The 23463-nt window shown below is 65.2% G+C and carries 25 protein-coding genes; 14 read left to right on the forward strand and 11 right to left on the reverse strand.

Annotation, left to right across the window (positions count from 1 at the left end):
- Positions 1-188 precede the first annotated feature (188 nt).
- Together A6F65_RS07340 and A6F65_RS07350 are read left to right on the forward strand one after the other, a co-directional pair.
- Positions 189-1085 (forward strand): HNH endonuclease, encoded by an 897-nt coding sequence (locus A6F65_RS07340; RefSeq protein ID WP_067787308.1) that lies wholly within the window; start codon positions 189-191, stop codon positions 1083-1085.
- Between the two features lie 708 nt (positions 1086-1793).
- Positions 1794-2615 (forward strand): outer membrane protein assembly factor BamD, encoded by an 822-nt coding sequence (locus tag A6F65_RS07350; protein WP_067790279.1) that lies wholly within the window; start codon positions 1794-1796, stop codon positions 2613-2615.
- A 30-nt stretch (positions 2616-2645) separates the two neighbouring features.
- On the opposite strand, the gene A6F65_RS07355 is transcribed toward A6F65_RS07350, so the two are convergent.
- On the reverse strand, positions 2646-2966 hold the full coding sequence (locus tag A6F65_RS07355) for a PilZ domain-containing protein (protein ID WP_067787313.1): 321 nt from the start codon (positions 2964-2966) through the stop codon (positions 2646-2648).
- A gap of 106 nt (positions 2967-3072) precedes the next feature.
- Here A6F65_RS07355 and recN point away from each other — a divergent pair, with 106 nt between their 5' ends.
- The 4 genes from recN (at position 3073) to A6F65_RS07375 (ending at position 8489) form a co-directional block, all read left to right on the forward strand.
- Entirely contained in the window at positions 3073-4737 is a 1665-nt protein-coding gene (gene recN / locus A6F65_RS07360; RefSeq protein ID WP_067787316.1) for a DNA repair protein RecN, read from the forward strand.
- On the forward strand, positions 4737-5246 hold the full coding sequence (locus A6F65_RS07365) for a hypothetical protein (protein WP_067787319.1): 510 nt from the start codon (positions 4737-4739) through the stop codon (positions 5244-5246). The genes recN and A6F65_RS07365 overlap by 1 nt, the downstream gene beginning before the upstream one ends.
- Before the next feature lie 44 nt (positions 5247-5290).
- Positions 5291-7342 (forward strand): NAD-dependent DNA ligase LigA, encoded by a 2052-nt coding sequence (gene ligA, locus A6F65_RS07370; protein ID WP_067787322.1) that lies wholly within the window; start codon positions 5291-5293, stop codon positions 7340-7342.
- A gap of 100 nt (positions 7343-7442) precedes the next feature.
- Complete coding sequence (locus A6F65_RS07375; RefSeq protein ID WP_237164788.1) at positions 7443-8489, forward strand: serine hydrolase; 1047 nt, start codon at positions 7443-7445, stop codon at positions 8487-8489.
- On the opposite strand, the gene A6F65_RS07380 is transcribed toward A6F65_RS07375, so the two are convergent.
- The 7 genes from A6F65_RS07380 to A6F65_RS07410 are packed head-to-tail and all read right to left on the reverse strand — an operon-like array spanning position 8486 to position 13214.
- Positions 8486-9160: an SDR family oxidoreductase gene (locus tag A6F65_RS07380; RefSeq protein ID WP_067787328.1), complete on the reverse strand. Its 675-nt coding sequence runs from the start codon at positions 9158-9160 to the stop codon at positions 8486-8488. The two genes, A6F65_RS07375 and A6F65_RS07380, sit on opposite strands and share 4 nt — an antisense overlap.
- 50 nt (positions 9161-9210) lie before the next feature.
- Positions 9211-9465 (reverse strand): hypothetical protein, encoded by a 255-nt coding sequence (locus A6F65_RS07385; protein ID WP_067787331.1) that lies wholly within the window; start codon positions 9463-9465, stop codon positions 9211-9213.
- A gap of 46 nt (positions 9466-9511) precedes the next feature.
- Positions 9512-9889: a VanZ family protein gene (locus A6F65_RS07390; protein ID WP_067787333.1), complete on the reverse strand. Its 378-nt coding sequence runs from the start codon at positions 9887-9889 to the stop codon at positions 9512-9514.
- Positions 9886-10620 carry a DUF2459 domain-containing protein gene (locus tag A6F65_RS07395; RefSeq protein ID WP_237164789.1) on the reverse strand — a complete coding sequence of 245 codons (735 nt, stop codon included), beginning with the start codon at positions 10618-10620 and terminating at the stop codon, positions 9886-9888. Before A6F65_RS07395 ends, A6F65_RS07390 begins: the two co-directional genes overlap by 4 nt.
- Positions 10593-11504, reverse strand: coding sequence for a 50S ribosomal protein L11 methyltransferase (locus A6F65_RS07400; protein WP_067787335.1), 912 nt, complete (start codon positions 11502-11504; stop codon positions 10593-10595). Before A6F65_RS07400 ends, A6F65_RS07395 begins: the two co-directional genes overlap by 28 nt.
- On the reverse strand, positions 11501-12460 hold the full coding sequence (gene bla, locus A6F65_RS07405; RefSeq protein ID WP_067787337.1) for a subclass B3 metallo-beta-lactamase: 960 nt from the start codon (positions 12458-12460) through the stop codon (positions 11501-11503). Before bla ends, A6F65_RS07400 begins: the two co-directional genes overlap by 4 nt.
- A 37-nt stretch (positions 12461-12497) precedes the next feature.
- Complete coding sequence (locus tag A6F65_RS07410) at positions 12498-13214, reverse strand: SDR family NAD(P)-dependent oxidoreductase (RefSeq protein ID WP_067787339.1); 717 nt, start codon at positions 13212-13214, stop codon at positions 12498-12500.
- A 375-nt stretch (positions 13215-13589) separates the two neighbouring features.
- On the opposite strand from A6F65_RS07410, the gene sdhC reads away from it, so the two are divergent.
- From sdhC to A6F65_RS07430, 4 genes are read left to right on the forward strand one after another with little or no spacing between them, the layout of a single operon-like run.
- Positions 13590-14021, forward strand: a complete 432-nt coding sequence (gene sdhC / locus A6F65_RS07415) for a succinate dehydrogenase, cytochrome b556 subunit (RefSeq protein ID WP_067787343.1) — start codon at positions 13590-13592, stop codon at positions 14019-14021.
- A gap of 14 nt (positions 14022-14035) precedes the next feature.
- A complete protein-coding gene (gene sdhD / locus A6F65_RS07420) occupies positions 14036-14482 on the forward strand; it encodes a succinate dehydrogenase, hydrophobic membrane anchor protein (RefSeq protein WP_067787345.1) in 447 nt (148 codons plus the stop codon).
- Positions 14482-16302: a succinate dehydrogenase flavoprotein subunit gene (gene sdhA / locus A6F65_RS07425; RefSeq protein WP_067787348.1), complete on the forward strand. Its 1821-nt coding sequence runs from the start codon at positions 14482-14484 to the stop codon at positions 16300-16302. Before sdhD ends, sdhA begins: the two co-directional genes overlap by 1 nt.
- 46 nt (positions 16303-16348) lie before the next feature.
- Complete coding sequence (locus A6F65_RS07430) at positions 16349-16873, forward strand: hypothetical protein (RefSeq protein ID WP_067787351.1); 525 nt, start codon at positions 16349-16351, stop codon at positions 16871-16873.
- Positions 16874-16883: 10 nt separating this feature from the next.
- On the opposite strand, the gene A6F65_RS07435 is transcribed toward A6F65_RS07430, so the two are convergent.
- On the reverse strand, positions 16884-17507 hold the full coding sequence (locus A6F65_RS07435) for an NrsF family protein (protein ID WP_067787353.1): 624 nt from the start codon (positions 17505-17507) through the stop codon (positions 16884-16886).
- Positions 17504-18028: a sigma-70 family RNA polymerase sigma factor gene (locus tag A6F65_RS07440; protein ID WP_067787355.1), complete on the reverse strand. Its 525-nt coding sequence runs from the start codon at positions 18026-18028 to the stop codon at positions 17504-17506. The genes A6F65_RS07435 and A6F65_RS07440 overlap by 4 nt, the downstream gene beginning before the upstream one ends.
- A 130-nt stretch (positions 18029-18158) precedes the next feature.
- On the opposite strand from A6F65_RS07440, the gene A6F65_RS07445 reads away from it, so the two are divergent.
- Positions 18159-18617 (forward strand): hypothetical protein, encoded by a 459-nt coding sequence (locus tag A6F65_RS07445; protein ID WP_067787358.1) that lies wholly within the window; start codon positions 18159-18161, stop codon positions 18615-18617.
- 138 nt (positions 18618-18755) lie between these two features.
- Positions 18756-20132, forward strand: a complete 1377-nt coding sequence (creD, locus tag A6F65_RS07450) for a cell envelope integrity protein CreD (protein WP_067787361.1) — start codon at positions 18756-18758, stop codon at positions 20130-20132.
- 75 nt (positions 20133-20207) lie between these two features.
- Here the strand turns inward: creD and ypfJ are convergent, their stop codons facing one another.
- Positions 20208-21074 carry a KPN_02809 family neutral zinc metallopeptidase gene (gene ypfJ / locus A6F65_RS07455; protein WP_067787363.1) on the reverse strand — a complete coding sequence of 289 codons (867 nt, stop codon included), beginning with the start codon at positions 21072-21074 and terminating at the stop codon, positions 20208-20210.
- 103 nt (positions 21075-21177) lie between these two features.
- Between ypfJ and A6F65_RS07460 the strand changes: the two genes are divergently transcribed.
- Positions 21178-21933, forward strand: a complete 756-nt coding sequence (locus tag A6F65_RS07460; protein ID WP_067787365.1) for a 3-hydroxybutyrate dehydrogenase — start codon at positions 21178-21180, stop codon at positions 21931-21933.
- A gap of 25 nt (positions 21934-21958) precedes the next feature.
- On the forward strand, positions 21959-23461 hold the full coding sequence (locus tag A6F65_RS07465) for a M28 family peptidase (RefSeq protein ID WP_067787367.1): 1503 nt from the start codon (positions 21959-21961) through the stop codon (positions 23459-23461).
- Positions 23462-23463: the final 2 nt, after the last annotated feature.

Genomic DNA, 23463 nt, shown 5'->3' on the forward strand with positions numbered 1-23463 from the left:
TTCGCGTTCATCCTTTACAGTCACAACTACTTACTCTGCCCCCCGAGTGAGCAGATACATTCAACGTGGTGACGACCCTCTAATCTTTCAATAGCTGGCAGCAACGACCTCGCGGTTATCACCAGAATTCTGGTGTTGGCTGGCAAAAGAGTGCAACAGGCAGCTTTGTTCGCAGCGGATCCTATCGAATGACCTTCGGCGTTTTCATGCACAAGGATGGGTCGATCTACGACGACATTCCCGAGGTGCATTACCAGTTTCCGAAAAGCTATCTCAGCCGCGCCCAGCAGATGGTCGGTGACTGGATTGTCTATCGCGAGCCGGTCAAAATTCCGAACTCCAAGGGCTTCTTCGCCGTGGCGAAGGTCGAGGAAATAATAGCTGATCCGACAGAGCCTGACCGCTACCGCGCGATCATCGAGAAAGGGAGCTATCTGCCTTTCGAGCCGACCGTGCCGCATATTGTGGATGGCGAACAGGTTGAGCGCGGTGTTCTCAATGAAGAAGGCAAGGTATCTGGCCGCGCGCAAGCCGCCGTCCGTCCGCTTTCGCATTCCGACTTCGCGCGCATCATTTCGCTCGGCCTGCCGGATGAGGACTTTCTGCCTCGTAGCGATGACGAAGTGGTCGAGGACAACCGCGTCCGCGAGCATCAGACCCCGTTCGAAATCGAGCGGCCCATCGTCCAGTCACTCGTCTCCAAACCATTCCGCGACCGCGCTTTCCGCCGCGCCGTGATGCATGCCTATGATGGCCGCTGCGCGGTGACAGGCTGGAAGCTGGTCAATGGCGGTGGCCGCCTGGAAGCGCAGGCCGCGCATATCCGCCCGGTCGAGCATGGCGGCCCTGACAGTGTCCGTAACGGCTTGGCCTTGTCAGGCACGGCGCACTGGATGTTTGACCGCGGCTTGATCGGCTTCCGTGACGATCTTGAAATCATGGTCCATCGCAAGGTGAACGATGTCGATGGGGTGCGGGGCATTATCAACTCGACCGGCAAGCTGCTGCCGCCACAGCGAGACACCGATCGCCCGCATCCGCAATTCCTCGCCTGGCATCGGGAGCATCACGCGTTTGCGGCATGACGGCTCCCTTCCCGCTCGCGGGAGGGGTTGGGGGTGGGCGCGGAGCCACTGCGGTTGCGGTGGCCCACCCCGCTGCGACTAGGCCGCTGACGCGTCCAAGTCTCGCCGCCCCTCCCGCAGGCGGGAGGGGGATCTTGGACCCCAATTTCAGTCATAGCTATCGTCCTTGAGCTTCCGCACCCTCGGCTGCTCCTCATCCTCCTCAACCTTCGGCTCGCCCTTGGTCCAGCCCTGCGGGCGCGAGCGGTGGGTTAGCCCGTCTTCTACTCCCGGCTCGCTTGGTTGGCGCTTCGCGCCGTCTCCGCTTTTGGCTCCGACCCCCTCGCATAAGCTCGGGCGACCGTGCAGGTGGCCTTTGGCCATCTCCGCTTCGCTTCGATTCCGGCCCAGCGGTCCGCTTCGCGGACTGAACTGGAGGTATCCTGCGACGCCGAGCCGAGCCGCTTTCCTACACCCGGCGGGCTCCCTACCGCCGCTCCCATGACCCGCTGCGCCGCCCCTGCTACCGCACAATTCCGCGCTCCGGCACCGGCGCGCCCCGCGCCCGCTTTTCCTCCCCTGGACTGTGTAACACCTGTAACACCTTTCAGCTTCGCGCCTTCGAGCCTGAACGGAACGCTCGCGCCGTTCCTTGCCGATTGTGGAGCGCTTTGCGCGGCGCGGCATCTTCACTTGGCGTTCACGCAGGCGCTGGTTATAGCGGCCCGCATGATTGCACTTCCCACTTCGCGCCGCGCCGGAACACGAGCTCGCGCCATCATCGCTGCCACCCTCTCGGCAACCGCACTGTCCGCCTGCGCCAGCGGCGGCGGGGGCAGCGACATGAAGGACACTGCCTATGTGGCGCGCGATGTGGAGACGCTCTACGCAGCGGCCAAGGCGCGGCTCGATGCGGGCGATTACAAGATGGCGGCCGGCCTGTTCGACGAGGTGGAGCGCCAGCACCCCTACTCCGAATGGGCACGCCGCGCGCAGCTGATGAGCGCCTTCACCTATTACGCGCAGGGCGATTACAACGAGTCGATCGGGGCGGCCACGCGCTTCCTGCAGATCCACCCGGGTAACAAGGATGCGCCCTACGCCTATTACCTGATCGCGATGAGCTATTACGAGCAGATCAGCGATATCCAGCGCGACCAGCGCACCACGCGCCTGGCGCTCGCCGCGCTGACCGAAGTGACGCGCCGCTATCCGGACAGCGAATATGCTGCCGATGCCCGCCTGAAGATCGACCTGGTGAACGATCACCTGGCCGGCAAGGAAATGGAAATCGGCCGTTACTACCAGCGCAGCGGCAAGTGGCTGGCAGCGCAGATCCGCTTCCAGAACGTGATCGAGACCTACCAGACCACCAGCCATGCGCCCGAGGCGCTGTACCGCCTGACGGAAACCAGCCTGGCGCTGGGCGTGCCGATGGAAGCGAAGCGCTATGCCGCAGTGCTGGGCGCGAACTATCCGGGCAGCGAATGGTACGAGCGGGCTTACGCGTTGATCGGTGACAAGGCTCCGGAACTGCTCGCCAGCAATTGAGGCGCGCCGCTGGCTGCGCGCCGTCGCGGCTCAGGTGCCGTAGCTGCGCATGCTGCCGCGCTGCTGGAGCACGGCTTCCAGTTCATGCTTGTAGAGCGTGCGCTCCAGCCTGAGGCCGGCCACACCGTCATGCGCCCAGCGCACGCGCGCGGACCAGGACGTGTCCTCACCCACCAGCAGCGTCACCAGGTCGCCTTCGTCCAGCTTCGCCCGGCCGAGGCCCGACAGGCGGCAGCCCTGGCTGGAAAGCTCGATCATCAGCGCCTGGACATTCGCACGCCGCTTGCGCACGAGCGTCACCACCCGCCGCGTGGCGTAGCGTTTGTGCGACCTGATAACCAACACGGACATGCCATCCCCTCTGCGGATATTCCGACAGATAGGCGTTAATATCGCGTTGAGATTGCGCCACCCGCATTGCCCCGCGCCCCCGTTCGCCTTATGTCCCACAGCCAAGATGCTGACGCGGCTATCCATCCGGAATATCGTGCTGATAGAGGCGCTGGACCTCGATTTCGGGCCTGGCCTCGGCGTGCTCACGGGCGAGACGGGCGCGGGCAAGTCCATCCTGCTGGATGCGCTCGGGCTGGTGCTGGGCAACCGCGCGGACAGCGGCCTGGTGCGCGCCGGGGCGGACAAGGCGAGCGCCAGCGGTACGTTCGAGTTTGCTACCCTCCCGCAGGCACTGGCAGAGGCGCTGGACGATGCCGATGTGGAGATCGAGCCGGGCGAGCCGCTGATCGTGCGCCGCAGCCTGAAGGCGGATGGCGGCAGCAAGGCTTTCGTGAACGACCAGCCCGTCGGCGTGGCGCTGCTGCGACAGCTCGCGGCGGCGCTCGTGGAACTGCACGGACAGCATGACGATCGCGGCCTTGTGAATCCGCGCGGCCACCGTGCCCTGCTCGATCGCTACGCGGCCGCGGATACGGCGGGCGTTGCAGCGGCATGGCGCGCGTGGGAGCAGGCGCGGGGTGCTTTATCGGAGGCCAGGGCCGATATCGCGCAGGCCAAGGCGGAGCAGGACCTGCTGGTGGCGCATCTGGGCGAACTCACTGCCATTGAGCCGGAGGAGGGCGAGGAAGAACAACTCGCCGGGGCGCGCAGCGACATGCAGAAGGGCGAAAAGCTGTCCGGCGACCTCGAGGAGCTGCGTGTGATGTGGGACGGCAGCGATTCAGCGCTCGCCACATTGCGCAGTGCGGCGCGCCGGCTTGACCGAATCGCGGGCGAACATGCCCTGCTGGCAGAGGCGCTCGCCTCGCTTGACCGGGCGGTGATCGAGGCGGGGGAGGCGGAGGAAAAGCTCGCCGCCGCTGCCGAGGCCATGACGCACGACCCGCTGGAGCTGGACCGCATCGAAACGCGCCTGTTCGAATTGCGCGCGCTCGCCCGCAAGCATGGCTGCACGGCGGACGAATTGCCCGCCAAGATGCGCGAACTGCGCGCCGCGCTGGATGACATCGAGGCAGGCGATGCCGCGCTGGCGGATCTTGAGGCCGCAGAGCGCAAGGCAGGCGACACCTACCGCGCCAAGGCCGCGAAACTGCACGATGCGCGCAGCAAGGCTGCTGCGAAGCTGGACAAGGCTGTCGCCGCCGAACTCGCCCCGCTGAAGCTTGACGCCGCCCGCTTCCGCACGCGGGTGGAGGAATTGCCCGAGGATCGCTGGGGCGCGCATGGCATGGACGGCGTGGAATTCCTCATCGCCACCAATCCGGGCGCGGACTTTGCGCCGCTCAACAAGATCGCCAGCGGCGGCGAGCTCAGCCGCTTCATCCTGGCATTGAAGGTCGCGCTGGCGGAGCAGGGCGGAGCGGCCACGGTGATCTTCGACGAGATCGACCGGGGCGTCGGCGGGGCTGTGGCCAGCGCCATCGGCGAACGCCTCGCGCGCCTTGCGGATGGCGGGCAGCTGCTGGCCGTCACCCACTCGCCGCAAGTCGCCGCGCGCGGACAGACGCATTACATGATCGCCAAGTCCTCCACCGGCACCGTCACCCGCACCAGCGTCGGCCTGCTCGACGAGGCCGGCCGGCAGGAAGAAATCGCTCGGATGTTGAGCGGGGCGGAGGTGACGCCGGAGGCGCGGGCACAGGCGGATCGTTTGTTGGAGGGGGTTTGATGGCGTCTCGCGATATCATTGCGGCATTGCTGCTGATGGTTTTTCTCGGGATCTTAACTGGCTTTGCATCACAAAAGACTGCCAATCCTAACACGACCGGAGCTCTAGCGGCGGCGGTGCAAGCTGATACCGTCGATCTGCTTGGTGAGAGTACGTTCGCCGTCGATGACACTACGATGCTGCTTTTTCTGTGCATCGAGCACTCAGTGGACATTGATTATCCGAAACTGCACGCCCTCTTAAGCCGAACAATCCTGAAGCCGGTGCCCATGTCGGAATGCAGCAGCAAGACTGTCCGCACCGATTTCGGCATGTTCACAGAGCTCACCGACTTCTACGGTCCTGACGGATCACAGGCATTCGATACGAAAGTAACCAGAATTGAATGTCCCGCATCGAATAGCTGCGAGGTCGATCTCGACCATCATTATGGCGGGAACACGTTCGTGGTCTCAAGAACGGCTGGCCGCTGGCAAGTGACCGACCGGCGTCGGCGTTGGGTGGTTTGAATGCTCTCTTGGATGCGGAAATTTGACCTGAGGGTTCTTGATTTATGACCGAAGCCGAGGCCGCCAACGAGCTCATGCGGCTCGCGCGCCAGATCGCGAAGCATAACCGGCTGTACCATGCCGAGGATGCGCCGGAGATTACGGACCAGAAATACGATGCGCTGGTGCGTCGCAATGCTGAGCTGGAGAAGGCTTTCCCGCACCTGATCCGCGCCGACAGCCCGAGCAAGGCGGTGGGGCATGAGGTTGCCGCGTCGCCGCTCGGCAAGGTCACGCACGAAGTGCGCATGCTGAGCCTCGACAATGCCTTCGATGACGAGGAGGTCGCGGAGTTTGCCGCGCGTGTTCGGCGCTTCCTCTCGCTGGGCGAGGGCGAGACCATCGCCTTCACCGCAGAGGACAAGATCGACGGCCTGTCCTGTTCGCTGCGATACGAGAAGGGCGAACTGGTGCTGGCCGCCACACGCGGGGACGGGCAGGTGGGTGAGAACGTCACGCCAAATGTGCAGCATATCGCCGATATCCCGCAGAAACTGACCGGCGAAAACGTGCCGGACGTGTTCGAAGTGCGCGGTGAAGTTTACATGGCAAAACAGGACTTTACCGCACTTAACTCTGCACAATCCGAGGCGGGCGAAAAGCTCTTCGCCAACCCGCGCAATGCCGCTGCAGGGTCGCTGCGACAGAAGGATGCCAGCGTGACGGCGCAGCGCCCCTTGCGCTTCTGGGCGCATGGGTGGGGCGCGGCGAGCGCGGTGCCGGGCGACACGCAGGAAGAGGTCGTACGGCAGATCGAGGCATGGGGCCTGCCGGTCAGCCCGCTGTTCCGGCGCTGCGAAACGCTGGAGGAAATGCTCGCGCATTATGCGACGATCGGCTCGGCGCGGCCCGACCTGCCGTACGAAATCGACGGTGTGGTCTATAAGGTGGACCGGCTCGATTACCAGCAGCGGCTCGGCTTCGTGGCCAAGGCGCCGCGCTGGGCGATCGCGCGCAAATTCCCCGCCGAACAGGCCGAAACGACGCTGGAGAGCATCGATATCCAGGTTGGCCGCACAGGCAAGCTGACACCGGTCGGGCGGCTTGCGCCAGTGCTGGTCGGCGGCGTCACGGTCACCAATGTCACCCTGCACAATCGCGACGAGATTGCGCGCCTCGGCGTGCGTCCGGGTGACCGCGTCGTGATCCAACGCGCGGGCGACGTGATCCCGCAGGTCGTCACCAATCTGACGCCCGATGCGAAGCGCGATGCGTTTCAGTTCCCCGACCATTGCCCCGAATGCGGCAGCGAGGCCGTGGCCGAGGAAGGCGAGGTGGACGTGCGCTGCACCGGCGGGCTGGTCTGCCCGGCGCAGCGGACCGAGCGGCTCAAGCACTTCGTCAGCCGCGGCGCGCTCGATATCGAGGGCCTGGGGCAGAAGACCATCGACCAGTTCTTTGCGCTTGGCTGGCTTGAAAGCCCGGCCGATATCTTCCGGCTTCGGAAACGGCGCGAGGACATCCTGGCGCTCGAAGGCTGGAAAGAGGTCAGCGTGGACAAGCTGCTGGCCAGCATAGAGGCGCGGCGCGAGCCCGATGCTGCGCGGCTGCTGTTCGGCCTCGGCATCCGCCATGTTGGCGCGGTGACGGCGCGGGACCTGATGAAGCATTTTCACACACTGCCCGCTCTTCGGGAGGCCGCTGCAAAAGCCCGCGGCGGCGATGAAGACGCGGCGCGCGAGCTGACCGATATCGACGGCATCGGCGGTGCGGTGGTGGAGGCGCTGGGCGACTTCTTCCACGAGGAGCACAACGTCGCGGTCTGGGAAGACCTGCTCAGCGAGCTCGACCCGCCGCGCTACGAAGTGGCCACGGTGGACTCGCCGGTTGCGGGCAAGACGGTGGTCTTCACTGGCAAGCTCGAGACCATGAGCCGCGACGAAGCCAAGGCGCAGGCCGAACGCCTCGGCGCAAAGGCCAGCGGCAGCGTCAGCGCGAAGACGGACCTGCTGGTCGCCGGCCCCGGCGCAGGCAGCAAGCTGAAGAAGGCCGCAGAACTCGGCATCGAGGTGATCGACGAGGCGGGCTGGGCCGCCATCGTGGCCGCCGCGCAGTAATATCAGCGTTGCCAAGACAGGATATTCGCCGGCGTCCGTGCGTTAAGACAATGTGCTGAAATCTTTTCGCTTTCTCTTCGTCCTGTTTCCGGTCCTGGCGGTGGCGGTTCTCGTCGTCTCCTTGCCGCGCTCCGTCGACGGACCGGGCACCTCAGCCGCGCGTGAGCCGCCGGCGTTGCCGGACAAGTTGAGCCCGGCGGAACAGGACTTGTCCGAGCAGATCGCTGCGCTGGGCGAAGGTTTTGATGGCGAGGCCGGGCTGGCGTTTCGCGACAACCAGACCGGGCGCATCATCCATTACCAGGGCGACGCACTCTATCCGCAGCAGAGCGTCAGCAAGCTTTGGGTTGCGATGGCGGCACTGGCGCAGGCCTCCGCCGGGGAGCTGGACCTTCAGGACAGCGTCACCATCAGACGCGCGGACCTGACCGTCTTTTACCAGCCGATCCGCAGCATCGTGCGGCAGCAGGGCAGCTACACCACCGATTATGCGGACCTGCTCTCCCGCGCCCTGACCCGCAGTGACAACACGGCGAATGACGTGCTGCTGCGCCGCGTCGGTGGGCCGGAGGCGGTGCAGGCGTGGCTGAACGGCGCTGGGCTGGGCGCCATCCGCTTCGGCACGGACGAGCGGACCAAGCAGAGCGCGATAGCCGGGCTCGAATGGTCGCAAGCCTTTTCTTACGGCGGCAAGTTCTTCGACGCGCGTGACCGGGTACCCGATGCGCGGCGCAGGGCAGCATTCGAAGGCTACCTTTCCGCTCCGATGGACGGCGCGAGCCCGGTGCTGATGGCCGTGGCGCTGGGCCGGCTGGCGGAGGGCAATCTGCTTGATACCGTATCGACCGAACTGCTCCTGTCCACGCTGGAGGAAACGCGCAGCGGGCCTAAGCGACTAAAGGGCGGACTGCCCGATGGCTGGACCATCGCGCACAAGACCGGGACCGGCCAGTATTTTGGCGGGGAGCAGTCGGGCTATAACGACGTTGGCATACTGACAGCGCCAGACGGGCGGACCTATACCGTGGTGGCCATGATCCGCCGCACCTCCGCACCGAACGGACAGCGCATGGAACTGATGCAGGAGCTGGTCCGCGCCGTCGGGCGCTATCACGAGGTTGCGAAAGCGCCCGCCGCGGGCGCCTAGTCGTTCGGCATCAGGTGGATTTCCCGCACGCAGGACGTCTTGGGCTGCTCGATCGCGAACACCACCGCATCGGCAATGTCTTCCGGCTGCAGCTTCGTGGGCTTGGCCTCATCGAAGAATGCCGTGTCGACCATGCCGGGCGTGATGGTGGTGCACTTGCCGCCCCATTCGCGCATTTCCTCGGCCAGGTTCTCGCCCAGGCCCTGGATGAACCACTTGCTGGCGGAATAGACGCTGCCTTTCATGTGATCGCGCCCAGCCTTCGATCCGGTGATGACGAACTGGCCCTTGGTCTTGCGCAGCTCCGGCAGGGCGGCGTGGGCGGTGTAAAGCACGGCGAGCACGTTCAGGTGGATCATGTCGTGCCACTCATCGGGATCGCCGTTCTCGATGCCGGACTTCTCCAGCCCCTTGCCGGCATTGGCGAACACGGCGTCCAACGATCCGAAATGGCTCACCGTTTGGGCGATGGCATCCCGGATCTGTTCGCGGTCCGTCACGTCGCATTCCACGGCGAGCGCGCCGTCACCGATGTCGCCGGCGATGCTTTCCAACTTATCCTTGCTGCGGGCGAGCAGGGCGACGTTCCAGCCTGCGTGCGCTGCGGCCTTTGCTGTTGCTGCGCCGATACCGCTGGATGCGCCGGTGATGAGGAGTGTCTTGCCTGACATGATCTGTGCCTTTCGAATGGGGGTTCGGGGCAACAGCGTTGGCGGGCGGCTCAGGTTCCGGGTTTACCGCCCGGATCGTCTTTCGCAGCCTCGTCCTCATCCGTCAGTTCGAGCTGCTGGCGGGTCTCGATTTCCTGCATGGCGGCGGCCTTCTCAGGTTCGAAGACACCGGTGATTGCGCCGCCTACCGCCATGACCGAGCCGGAGCTGTCACGCCTCTTCTGCCGCTTGCGCGTGTCGGACAGCATCCATGGCAGCAACCCGAGGATTGCCACGAATACTGCGATGCCGATGATCCATTCCATGCCTACCCTCTCCTCGTCTCAAGAGATGGCGCGCCATCGCCTGCATTCAAGCGTCGCTGGCTCCTGCTCCACCCCGCCGGGCAATCCGCAGGTGCCGGATGGCCGCCATCCCGCCAGTGGAGAGCAGGGCGGCGATGCAGTCTGCCGCGAGGTCGCTCCACTGGGCGTCGCGGCCCAGCGAGGGGATCATTTGCACGATCTCTATCAATCCGCCGAACGCGCACAGCAGGCCGAAAAGGGCCCACCAGCGCATGGCCGGCCAGCCGAGCGATCCGAGCACGCCGAGCGTCGCGAAGGCCAGCAGGTGCAGCGTCTTGTCCGTCGGGTCGCCCGGAACGCTGGGGGGCTGGGGCAGCACGGCCATCACGAAGCTGAACAGCAGCGCGCCCCAGAAGGCGAGGCGGCACAGCCGGGAAAAATTCATTGTGGTTCGTCCACCCATTTCATCACGCCGCCTGCAAAGATCGTCCAGCGGCCGACTTTCATGCCGGCATGGGCCAGCGTGTCGCCGACCCACTGATTGCAGGTATTGCCCAGCGTGTAACGCCCCACCGCATCATAATTGCGGGCATTGGGCTCGAAACTGGGATGGTCCTTGCGCCGCTCGCCCGCAGGGATGGCAGGCAGCGTGGCCTCCACCTTGGCCACGAGCCGCGCATATTCCTCCGCGCGGAGGTTGACCGGTCGATGGTCGATGGAAGGCGCGGGGCGGACGTAGGGCATGACACGCAGCAAGCCGTCACCGCCCTGAGCCGCAATACGAAGGGCGGTCGCGGCCTCCAGATCCGACCAGGTCGGGACGTTCAGGAAGACATGCTTCTCGCCCCAGCCGAAGGCGACATGCGTCGGCACTTCGCCGAACCGGTTCGGCTGGCCGAGGAAGGGAAAGGTCTCGCGCCAGTCCTTCTGCGGCGTCACGATCGGCATGACGATGCCGGTGTGCACGCCGTTCGTTTCCACCATGATCTCCACACCGGTATCGGGCTCGGTCCAGTCGGAATTGCGCGGGATGGAGCTGCCGATCCAGGCGGCGATCAGGAAGGCAATGATCGCGATCGAGATTGCCAGCGCAGCAAGACCTGCCCAGCGGAGCAGCTTGCGCAGCAGCGCGGCGGGCACGCCTTGCCTCAGGACGCGGTTTGCTTGGTCAGCCACAAAATGGACCAGTCACCCCGAACGAGGCATTTTTCAAGCCTGCACCCCTGCGCGGCATAGGCATCGACGACCTGCGGCTGCTGCGTTTCCAGCAAGCCCGCCAGCACGATGTCACCGCCTTCGGTAACGGCCGAGGCGAAGTCTGCTGCCATCTCGACCAGCGGGGCGGCGAGGATGTTGGCGATCAGCAGGTCATAGGGTGCGCGCTTGACGAGCGCCGGATGGTCCATGCCGTCCGCGATCAGCATCTGCACCTCTTCCGGGCCCTCACCGAGCACGATGCCATTCATCGCTGCGTTCTCGGCCACCACCGGCTCGCACACGGCGTCGATATCGCTCATGATGACGGCGCTGCCCGGCCAGAGCGCCCTGGCGCCAAAGCCCAGCAAGCCGGTTCCCGTGCCAATATCCGCGACATTGTGCGGACGGCGACCTTCGTGATGCATGGCATCGAGCATTTCGAGGCAACCGGCAGTCGTCTCGTGCTGCCCTGTGCCGAATGCCTGCGCGGCAGGGATGCAGAAGTCGATGATGCACTCGGCAACGAGCGCGGGATGATCCGGCGTGTGGACGTGGAAACGGCCCGCGCGGATTGGGTCGACACCTTGCTGGCTGACGGTCAGCCAGTCCTCGTCCGGTAATTCCTCGGCCGCAATATCGGGCACGGGCGCGGCGAACAGGCCAGCGACGGCAGCGCGCTGCGCGTCGTCAGGCTTTGCGGCGAAATAGGCTTCCAGCACCCAATCGTCGGGCCGGTCCTCTGCGATTTCGAAGCCGGTCAGCGTGACATTTGGGTTCCAGGCCTCGTCCTCCGCCTGCCGCGCAAGCGCAGCCTCGACCTGCTGGCGCGGCGCGTGGGCGACAAGTTTCCAGCCGCCGCTCATGATCCTTCGCCTTCCTTGGCCAGCCGCGCGTCGAGGCGCTTTTCTCCAGCGCGCGCATAGGCGGCGCAGGCCGCCTGGTCGTCCAGCGCGCCATCGCGCATGCGAGAGAGCATGGCGGAGGAGGAGGGATGCGGCGTCAGCAGGATATCGCAGGGCAGGGCGGCGACCTCGGCGAAGCTCTGTCTGAATTGCGCCACATAGGCCGGGTGGTCGGAAAAGCGATAATCGTCCGCCGATACTGGCGAGAGGCTGTCGACATAGGCGACGCGGCGGCAGACAGGCGGCTCTCCGGGCAGCGAGCAGCCCCACCAGGTCCAGGATAGCGCCCCGGGCGTGTGGCCGGGGGTGGCGTGTGCCGTCAGTTCCAGCTCGCCCAGCTTCAGCGTCTCGCCATCCTGTAACACCAGGCCGACCGCGACCGGCTCCATCGCCTCATGCACGCCCGATTGCGGATCATCCGGCCCGACCTGGCCGCGCCGCAGAACTTCGGCTCCGGCTTCGGAGGACACGACGGTTGCGCCGGTCGCGCGCACGAACGCCGCGTGGCCGCCGACATGGTCGTGATGTTCATGGCTCGTGGCGATGTATTTCACGTCCGCCGGATCGAAGCCAAGCTTGCGGATATTGTCGAGCACGACCTTCACGCCGCCTTCCGTCCCGCTGTCGATCAGGATGTGGCCTTCCGGGCCGACGACCAGGATGGCGCTGATGCCGCATGTGCCGACGTGAAAAGTGTTGCCGATGATCTGGAAGGGCGGGGCGGGCTTGTCCCATTCGTCCCAGTCCTCGCAGGCCGCCAGGAATGCCTCCTGACCGCCGCGCCATGGTGCCGTCATCGGGTCGATTTCTTCCGATAGCGATTTGGTGGACGGGTCAGCTGCCGCGTTCTGCGGAGCGACGCAGGCGGTGCTGAGCAGCAGGGCCGCCGAGGCCAGTGCAGGGAGCAGGGTCTTCATTCCGTTTGGGCTTAACCGCTTGCTGCAAAAAGGGAAGCTATCGAACGTAGCTTGCCCCGTTTGCATCCAGCGTGGCGCCCGTCATGCTGGGCGGTGCGTCGAGCGCGCAGAAGGCAATGATCCTCGCGATCTCTTCCGGCTCGGCAACGCGGCCGAGCGGGATGTCCGCCAGCAGTCCGCCGCCGCCGCGGCTCTGCAGGTAATCGCCGGCCATGCTGGTGTCCGTGAAGCCGGGGGTGATGGCGAAGCTCAATATGCCCTCGCCGGCATAGGCGCGGGCGATGGTCTTGTGCATCGCCAGCATCCCGCCCTTGGCCGCTGCATAATGCCAGTGGGCAGGCGAATCGCCCCGGTGGCCCGCGCGGCTGGCGACGTGGACAATGCGCCCGCCCACGCCGCGTTCCTGCCAGTGCCGCACGGCATAGCGGCTCAGCTGGGCGGCGGCGGTCAGGTTGATGCGCAGCGTCTCCTCCCACCCGTCCAGCCATTCGATGTCGGAACTGTCCAGCGGCTGCGCGGCGAACAGGCCGGCGTTGTTTACTAATACATCGATTGCGCCGCCGGCACGCTCCAGCGCCTCCTGCCACAGGGCCTGCGGTGCTGCGGGCTCGCGGAGGTCCGCGCCGATGGTCTGGGGATCATACGCGCGGCTGCCGTGGCCAATCACCGTCGCACCGCGCTCGGTGAGCTGGTCGAATGCGGCCTTGCCGATGCCGCGGCTGCTGCCTGTCAGAAGGATTTTCGGGGCTGTCATATCAAAGACGATAGGGATGGCCGGTTGCCTCGCCAAGCGATTGCGAGGGGGTCGAGATGACCAGACTGCCATGATCCAGATCGCCCGCACGAAGTTGTTGGCGAGGAGCGCTGCGCAGTCGCGTAGTGGAGCTACGCGCAAGCAAGCGACGACATCCAACGGGTTCGTGCGGGCGACCGCCAATGGCAGCGGGCGAATTTTCTGCCGATGCAGCGTTGCTCGGCGCTCACGATGCGCTGCATCGCTCGCTTCTCGCGCCTTGCCTCGACAAAAAATTCGCACCGTCTGGACCGTTGCAGTCTGGCCATCTCGACCCTAAGGCGTGCGCATACCTAGATAGCTCGCAAGCCCGAGCCGCAATCAACGGAATGGAACATGGCACAACGCCCCCTCTCACCGCACCTCCAGGTCTATCGCTGGGAACCGCACATGCTGGTGTCGATCCTGCATCGCGCCACGGGCGACGGCATGGCGCTGGCAGGCCTGCCGCTGCTGTTGTGGTGGCTGGGCGCGCTGGCCGCCGGACCGGACGCTTATGCGACGTTCCAGTCCTGGGTCTGGGCCGATATCGGCGCGATGAGCTGGAATGGCGGAACCATCCTGACCAACATCGTGCAGATCCTGCTGAAAGTCGTCGTGATTGGCGTCAGCTATGCCTTCTTCACGCACATGGTTTCCGGCCTGCGGCACTTCGTGCTGGATATCGGCGCGGGTTACGAACTTGACCGCAACCGCATGTGGTCCATCGCATCGCCGGTCATCGGCATCATCCTGACAGTCGCCTTCTGGGCGGCGATCCTGCTTTAAGGGACGCAAGAAGCATGGGTAACGGCACATCAATCGGCAAGGTTCGCGGCCTCGGCGCTGCGGGCGAGGGCACGCATCACTGGCTGCTGCAACGCTTCACCGCCATCGGCAATCTGTTGCTGGTGGGCTTTATGGTCATCAGCTTCGCGCTGCTGCCGGACCTGTCTTATGACACGGTGACCGGCTGGATGGGATCGCCCATCGTGGCGCTGGCCATGGCGCTGATGATCATCTCCGTATTCTGGCACGCGCGCCTGGGCATGCAGGTGCTGGTGGAGGATTACGTCCACAACGCCGCCAACAAGTTCGCCGCCATCGTGCTGCTGAACCTGTTCGCTTTCGGCGGCGCGGCAGCGGGGCTGTTTTTCGTTCTGACAATCGTGATGAAGGCGCTGGGCGGCGAAATCGCCGACACCGCCATGGGTAACGCCATGCAGGGCATGGGCGGAGGCTTCCAATAATGACCGACACCAAAGCAAGCGAAGCCTACAAGATCATCGATCACACTTATGACGTGATCGTCGTGGGTGCCGGCGGATCGGGCCTGCGCGCCACCATGGGCGCGGCCGAAGCCGGCCTGCGCACCGCGAATATCTCAAAGGTCTTCCCCACCCGCAGCCACACCGTGGCCGCGCAGGGCGGGATTGCCGCCAGCCTAGGCAACAATTCGCCCGATCACTGGTCCTGGCACATGTACGACACCGTGAAGGGGTCGGATTGGCTGAGCGACCAGGACGCGGTGGAATACCTCGTGCGCGAAGCCCCGCAGGCTGTGTACGAGCTGGAGCATGCCGGCGTGCCCTTCAGCCGCAACGATGATGGCACGATCTACCAGCGGCCGTTTGGTGGCCACATGCAGAATATGGGCGACGGCCCGCCGGTGCAGCGTACCTGCGCCGCGGCCGACCGCACGGGGCATGCCATGCTCCACGCGCTCTACCAGCAGAGCCTGAAGTACGATGCGGACTTCTTCATCGAATATTTCGCCATCGACCTGATCATGAACAAGGGCCGCTGTGTCGGCGTGATCGCGATCTGCATGGACGATGGCAGCATCCACCGCTTCCGCGGCCATGCCGTGGTGCTGGCAACGGGCGGCTATGGCCGCTGCTATTACACCGCGACCAGCGCCCACACCTGCACCGGCGATGGCGGCGGCATGGTGCTTCGCGCCGGCCTTCCGCTGCAGGACATGGAATTCGTGCAGTTCCACCCCACCGGCATCTACGGCGCCGGCGTGCTGATCACTGAAGGCGCGCGGGGCGAGGGCGGTTACCTCACCAATTCCGAAGGCGAGCGGTTCATGGAACGCTACGCCCCCAGCGCGAAGGACCTGGCCAGCCGCGACGTGGTGAGCCGGTCAATGGCTCTGGAAATCCGTGAAGGACGCGGTGTCGGGCCGGAGAAGGACCACATCTACCTCCATCTCGACCATATCGATCCGGATGTGCTGGCCGCGCGCCTGCCGGGCATTACCGAAAGCGGTAAGATCTTTGCGGGCGTCGACCTGACGCGCCAGCCGCTGCCCGTCACTCCGACGGTGCATTACAACATGGGCGGCATCCCCTGTAACTATCACGGCGAAGTCGTGACCATCGGCGAAGATGGCGATCCCGAAACCGTGGTCCCCGGCCTGTTTGCCGTGGGCGAGGCCGCCTGCGTTTCAGTGCACGGCGCGAACCGTCTCGGCTCCAACTCGCTGATCGATCTCGTGGTCTTCGGCCGCGCGACGGGTCACCGCCTGAAGGAACTGGTGAAGCCCGGCGTCAGCCATGACGAACTCCCCGCCGACAGCGCCGACATGGCGCTCACCCGCCTCGACCACTTCCGCCATGCCAAGGGCGGATCGCCCACCGCGCGCATCCGCCGCGACATGCAGCAGGCGATGAGCACGCACGCTGCCGTCTTCCGCAATGACGAGCTGATGGGCGAGGGCGTGAAGAAGCTGGAAGCGATCTACCGCAATCTGGAAGACGTCTCCGTCGCCGACCGCTCGTTGATCTGGAACAGCGACCTGATCGAGACGCTGGAGCTCGACAACCTCATCGCCCAGGCCCAGGTCACCATGGCCAGCGCCTACAACCGCAAGGAAAGCCGCGGCGCCCACGCGCATGAGGATTACCCCGAGCGGCTGGATGCCGAGTGGATGAAGCACACCGCCGCATGGCACGATGGCTGGGGCGGCAAGGGTGGATCGGTGAAGATCGATTACCGCCCGGTCCACGAATACACGCTGACCGACGATGTCGATTACATCGAGCCGAAGAAGCGGGTGTATTGACGCGCAGCCGCTGCGTGGTTGCAGGAAGTCATCTTCGGAGCTGCTCTTGACTGCGCAGTCTGCCTTGCACGACCGACTTTCGGGTTACTGGAAGCTGGAGCTGGGCAACGCGACCCTCGTTCCAGCGACGATCCTGCTGCTCGCTTGGTCTTTCGATGGGAGGCTTGGCTGGCTTACGGCCGCAAGCTTCGTTCCCATGATCTGGCTGCTATTGTTGGGCGGGTTCTATTGGCGGGGAAAGCTGCTCTCGCTGCGGGGTGACGACGCGCCACTTTGCCGCGCGCTGGCCCATGCTGATCGCTTTCAGCTGCCGATTGCGGCTGCCAGTTTTGGAGCATTGCTTGCCGCGATCACCTCGTGGATTGTTGATGGCATTGGCGTGTCAACCTGGGACCGGGGAGCCGCAACTGCCAGCGCCATCCTCGCGGTGCTCGAATACATCAACTACTACCATCGCCAATTGCAGCACTTCGATCATGTTGCGGACTGGAAGCGGCTGATGGGCGGGAAAGGCTTCCGGCCATCGCAGATGTCGCGGGACTTGGCACGCTATCGCGCTGGCCGCGTCTGAGCAGCGACGGTTACCACCGCAGCAATCGCGGCCCCAGCAGCGCGCCAACCGCGCCTGCCAGGATGATCGGCCCGCCATACCAGGCGAGCTGGAAGGTGACGGTCGTCTCCGGGCACCAGAAGGCATAAGCGGTTGCGCCCACGGCGGCGGAGAACAGGCCGGCCACGCCTCCTGCCAGTCGCAGGTTCGTGGGCGCGAGCTTACGAAGCGCGCGGCAGGATGCGAGAAACACCACCGGCGTCAGCAGCAGGATTGCAGTCACGCAGCGCGCCCATGTGCCGCCGGGGAAGGCGGGGGTGAACTGCGCGGCCTCCAGCGCCACGACCAGGGCCGAGACCGCGAAGATCGCGGCTAACGCAAACACCGGCCAGCGCGCGGATCGTCCCGGCACGCCCGCTGCGCGCACGGCCAGCCCGCCGGCGAGCGCGATGCCGAGGGGAAAGGCCAGCTTGGCCATCACCACACCCGCCGTTGCCGGTGCGACCACCAGGATCGGCGCGCCCAGCACCAATGCTAGCAGGGCGAGGCAGGCGAGGAACGCGCCCGCGGTCCAGCCAAGGATCATCATCGCCGGGCGGGCGTGAGTGGACGGGCCTTCGTCTGCCAGGCGCGCAATCAGGTCTGCCGTGTTCATTCCATATCCTCCGCCACGCTGTTGCGCAGTGTCTCCATCCCGCGATGCACCCGCACCTTCATGGCGGAGGTGCTGGCGCCCGCGCGCTGCCCCGCCTCCTCCATCGTAAGCCCTTCGATCCGCGTCATCCTGATCGCGTCGGCCTGGGCTGCGGGAAGCATTTGCAGCAATTGCGCGACATCTGCCGCGGCCAGTTCGTCTGGAGGAACTTCCGGTTCGCCCGCCGCTTCCATCGGCGCAAAGCGAGAGGCAGCGCGCCAGTGATCGGCCAGCTTGTAGCGCGCGATGGTATACATCCACGGGGCCACGGGCCGCGCCGGGTCCAGCGTGCTACGCTTTTCATGCAAGGCGATAAGGCACTGCTGCACGATATCCTCCATCTGCGCCGCATCGGGCATCCTGCGCCGGACGAATGCGCGCAGCCGTTCCGCCGCCTCCGCCAGGAAAGCGTGGTACGCGCGCGCATCACCGCTGCGCGCAGCCTTGATGAGCCGGTCCAGCGGGTCTGCTTCGTCCTGCATCCTCTCCCTTTTCGTGCCGGCAGGGCCATTGGTTACAGCCTGCGCCCAAGAATTATGTAGCTGCGATGTAACCGTGCGGCCAGCCGCGGCGAACTGGAGGTGAAACAGGATCGTAGCGAGGAGAGAGACGATGACGCAGGCAGGCTTCAAGACAGGCGCGATGGCAGGACTGGTCGCAGGGGCGATTTTCCTGGCGGTGGAACTGGTAATGGTGCCGCTGGTGCTGGGCGGCGCCTTGTGGGGCCCGCCGCGCATGATGGCCGCTATCGCGATGGGTGACGGCGTCCTGCCGCCCCCTGCCACCTTCGATGCCGGGATCGTGCTGGTAGGCATGCTGGTGCATTTCGCGCTGTCCGCCGTGCTGGGCGTGGTATTCGCCGCAATGGCCAAGGCGATGAACCTGTCCGGCACGAAGGCGATCGTGGCTGGCGCTGTGTTCGGCCTGCTCGTCTACCTCGTCAATTTCTACGGCCTGACTGCGGTGTTCCCGTGGTTCGAGATGGCACGCAACTGGGTGACGATCTTCGCCCACCTCGTCTTCGGCGGCGTGCTGGGCTGGTATTACCGGTCACCTGCTGCGGCGAGATAACCCCCATACCCGTGGCAGTGTGAGGCCCGCGTCGGATGGTACTCCGGCGCGGGCTTTCCTTTGCGCGGCGCAGTTCATCTGCAATTCAGTTCGTCGCTCCCAGTGCACAGCTCGTCGTTGAAATGAGGAGTATGAGCGATGAACCGAGTTCGAAGCCCCGGAGTGAAACTGTTCATGGCGGGGGCGGTGGCGGTCGCGCTGATCATCCCCCTCATGATGGTTTATTGGCTGGTTTACGACCGGGAGGAGCAGTCGCGCAGCGCGCAGCAATCCATCACCTCGGGTTGGGGCGGCGCGCAGCAGGTGACCGGCCCGGTGCTGGTGATTCCCTATGAAAAGACCGAGACGGAATTGGTCACGCAGGACGGCAAGCGTTCACAGCGCACCACCCGCACGCGCCAGAGCCTGTTTGTCTCGCCGCAGCGCCAGTCGGTGAAGACCAATATCGACCCAAGCCGCAAGGCCTACGCCATTTACGAAAGCGTGGTTTATGACAGCACGCTGTCCGGCACGGCGGTCTTTGCGCTGCCGGATGACCTGTCCCGCTACGGCGTGACGCGCGAGCAGCTGATCCTCGCAGAGGCAGAACTGCGCTTCGGCGTATCCGATCCGCGCGGGCTTAAGGACGATGCGAAGGTGACGGTAGGCGGCGAAGCGGCAGAGCTGCGCCCAGGCAACGGTCCGGCTGCGACCGGGGGCTCCGGCTTCTCCACCTTCGTGGCATGGGACGGCGCGGAAGATCTGACCGTGGAGTGGACATATGGCCTGCGCGGCAGTCGCTCCCTGGCGCTGGTCCCGCGCGGCGGGGAGACGGAGTGGCAAGTCACTTCGCCATGGCCGCACCCCAGCTTCACCGGCAGCTTCCTGCCGGACGAGCAGAGCATCAGCGGCGAGGGCTTCACGGCGACCTATTCCGGCATCACGAACCTCGCGTTGGGGCGCCCGCTGGTGTCGCTGACCGACCATGGCGCGCCCGTAAGTGAAGTCGATGCGCGGTCTATCGTCGATATTGAGACCAAGATCGCAACGATCGGGCTGGTCGATCCGGTGGATCTCTACAGCCAGGTGGACCGCGCGACGAAGTACGGTTTCCTGTTCATCGGCTTCACCTTTGCCGCATTCCTGCTGTTTGACGTGGTGGGCGGCGCGCGCGTGTCGGCGGTAGAATATCTGCTGACGGGGGCGGGCCTGATCCTGTTCTTCGTGATGCTGCTGGCCTTTGCAGAGGTGATCGGCTTCGGCTGGGCGTACCTTGTGGCGGCGGGCGCCATCGTGGGCCTGCTGACGGCATACAGCGCGGCCGTTCTGGGCGGGCGCAAGCGCGCCGGCTTCATCGGGGCGATGCTGGCGGGGCTTTACGCGCTGCTCTACGTGCTGCTGAGCATGGAGACGTACTCGCTGCTCATCGGTTCGCTGCTGCTGTTCGCGGCACTGGCCGGGATCATGTACGCCACGCGCGGCGTGGACTGGTCCGGCGGCAGGCAGGAAGAGGGTGGTGAGGCCGCGATCGCCTGATCGCAGCCACCTGCAAGAAAAGAGGGGCGGTCCGTCACCGGGCCGCCCCTCTTCATTTGGTCAATTGTGAGCGTGTCAGCTGACGTAGCGGTCGCACACCGTATCGTCGCCGCCGCTCTGCATGCCCAGGCGCAGGGCCTGCATACGCTGCTGGCTGGTGCCGTGCGTGAAGCTTTCCGCGTCCACCCGGCGGCCGGCATTGCGCATCAGCGTATCGTCACCAATGGCACTGGCGGCGCGAAGGCCTTCTTCCATGTCGCCCGGCTCCAGCAGATTACGGTTCGCGCCTGCCCAGACACCGGCATAGCAATCGGCCATCAGCTCCAGCCGGACCTGGTACTGGTTGGCGTTCGCCCGGTCCTGCATCTGTGCATTTCGGATCATGCCGGACACGCCCGTAATGGTCTGGATGTGGTGGCCGTATTCATGCGCCATCACGTAATAGCGCGCGAAGTCGCCGCCAGCGCCCATCTGCCGGGCCATCTGGTCGAAGAAGCTGACGTCGATATAGATCCCCTGGTCGGCGGGGCAGTAGAACGGGCCCATCGCGCTGCTGGCGCTGCCGCAACCGGACCGCGTGCCGCCCTGGTAATAGACCAGCGTCGGCTGGGTGAACTGTACGCCCGCGCGCTGGAAGATCGGCTGCCAGGTACGGTTCAGGCTGGCCAACGCGTTGCAGCCTTCCATCGCATACTGGTTGTCGTCGCAGATTTCCGCCGCGGATTCGCTTGAACCGGCAGGCGCGCTTTGCGTGGTGGGGGACCCGCTGCCTTCCAGCATGCCGATGGTCTGAGTGGGATCGATACCGAAGACCAGCGCCCCGATTAGCGCGATCACCAGCGTGCCGCAGCCAACCTTGCCGCCGCCGCCACCGGGAAAGCCACCGCCTCCACCGCCGCGCCGGACCTTGATATCGCCGGTGTTGAATGGGTTGAGACGCATCGAATTTCCCCTCTTATTTCCATGCCCCTTCGCAAAAGGGCTTTACGCGCACGCCGCCAGCGGCTTTCCCTGTTTTGCAACCCTAACCCTCACGGAGTCCAGAATGTTCCTGTCAGGAAAGCGCGCCCTTGTGACCGGCTCTACCAGCGGGATCGGCCTCGCCATAGCGCGCGGGCTGGCCGCAGAAGGGGCAGACGTGGTCCTGAATGGCTTCGGTGACAAGGCCGAGATCGCCGCCCTTTGCGAGGAGCTGGGGGCCAATCATGTCGCCGCAGACCTGACCACGGCGGAAGGCGCGCAGGCGCTGATGGAGGGGGCAGGCGCGGTCGATATCGTCGTCAACAATGCCGGGATGCAATTCGTCAGCCCGGTGGAGAGTTTTCCGGCAGAGAAGTGGGATGCGATCATCGCACTGAACCTGACCGCGGCCTTCCACACCGCGCGGCTCGCCGTGCCGCATATGAAGGCGCAGCGCTGGGGCCGCATCATCAACACCGCCAGCGCCCATTCCAAGGCGGCAAGCCCGTTCAAGAGCGCCTATGTCGCCGCCAAGCACGGGCTGGACGGGCTGACGAAGACGCTGGCGCTGGAACTGGCCGAGCACGGCATCACCGCCAATTGTATCAGTCCGGGCTATGTCTGGACGCCGCTCGTCGAAAACCAGATTCCCGATACGATGAAGGCGCGTAACATGACCCGCGAGCAGGTGATGAACGACGTGCTGCTGGCCGGGCAACCGACCAAGAAGTTCGTTCAGCCGGCCGAAGTTGCCGCGATGGCGGTGTTCCTGTGCCGGGACGAGGCGCAGAACATCACCGGCGCGAATTACTCGATCGATGGCGGCTGGACCGCCAAATAGGAATACCCAAGGGGGAGAATACAATATGACTTACGCCAAGCATTTCCGCCTGGCCGGGGCAGCCGCGTTGGCAATCGCCCTGTGCACCGCGCCCTCGATCACGATCGCGCATGAGCCCGATGCCGCCGCAACCGCAGAGCCATTGGGGCACGGCGGACCGCCGAGCGAGGCGGAATTCCAGATGGCACAGGCCGCGCTGGCGGCGCATATGCGTATCCTCTCCTCCGACGAGTTTGCCGGGCGCCTGCCCGGGACCGAGGGCGGGCGGCTGACGCAGTCCTACATCATCGCCAATCTGCAGAGTTATGGCTTTGTGCCCGGCGCGTCCGACACCAGCTGGCGCCAGCCGCTCAGCTTGGAACGCTTCGTCGCGGGCGCGGCAGAGCTGACGGCGAAGTCGGGCGGCGCCTCGCGCGTGCTTGATAATGACATGATGGTCGTGTCCGGTCCCCCGCAGTCCCTGGCGGACCTTCCCGTGGTCTTCGCGGATGCAGAAACGGAAGTGGAGCCGGGCTCCATGCAGGGCAAGGCCGTGCTGATTTCCGGCAAGGACATTCGCGGCATGTTCGGCACGCTGATGGCAGCGCAGCCATCCGCCCTGCTGATCCAGACCGGCACGCCCGAGGAATACGGCATGTTCTCCGGCTTCATCGGCACCTCCCGCTGGCAGGTGGCGGGCGAGGACAGCGCGCAGCCGCCCGTCGTCCTGCTGCCGCCGGAAGCCGGCTTCATCGCTGAAGGAGCTGCCGCGATCGACTCCGTTTCGCTGGAGAACGCCTCCACGGTCGAAACCGCCGAGACGGCCAATGTCATCGGCAAGCTGCCCGGCAAGGTGCCCGGCAGCGGCGCCATCCTGGTGCTATCGCATTGGGACCATCTGGGCGACGAATGCGGCCCGATCACTGCCGAAGACCGGATCTGCAACGGCGCGGTGGACAATGCCTCCGGCACCGGCGTGATGCTGGAAGTCGCACGCATGGTGGCCATGTCCGGCGGGCTGGACCGCGACCTGTACATCATGGGCACGACGGCGGAGGAGATGGGCCTGCTGGGCGCGCGGCACTTCGCCGCCAATCCGCCTTTCCCGCTGGACAGCATCGTGGCGGCCTTCAACATCGATTCCGTCGCCATCGCGCCGCGCGGGTCCACCACCACCGTGGTGGGTTCCGGCCGCACGCCGCTGGATGAAGGCATCGAGATGGTCGTGGAAAGTGTGGGCGGGACCTACAAGGTGGATCCCTATACCGAGCAGTTCGTGCGGCGTCAGGACGGCTTTGCCCTGCTGGCCAGCGGCGTGCCGACCGTCCTGGTCAGCAGCAGCTTTGGTGACGAGGCGGCCTTCAGCGGCTTCCTGGAAGGGCCCTATCACGGCGCGGATGACGACTGGCGCGAGGATATCGAGCTGGGCGGCGCAACGGATGACATTTTCACGCATGTCGCACTGCTCAAGCACTTCGGCAGCGTGGATATGTATACGCCGCCTGTGAAGGATGAGGCTGGCGGGGCGGAAGACGCGGCGGCAGAATAGTC

It is taken from the genome of Paraurantiacibacter namhicola, assembly GCF_001687545.1.
Classification (GTDB): Bacteria; Pseudomonadota; Alphaproteobacteria; order Sphingomonadales; family Sphingomonadaceae; genus Paraurantiacibacter; species Paraurantiacibacter namhicola.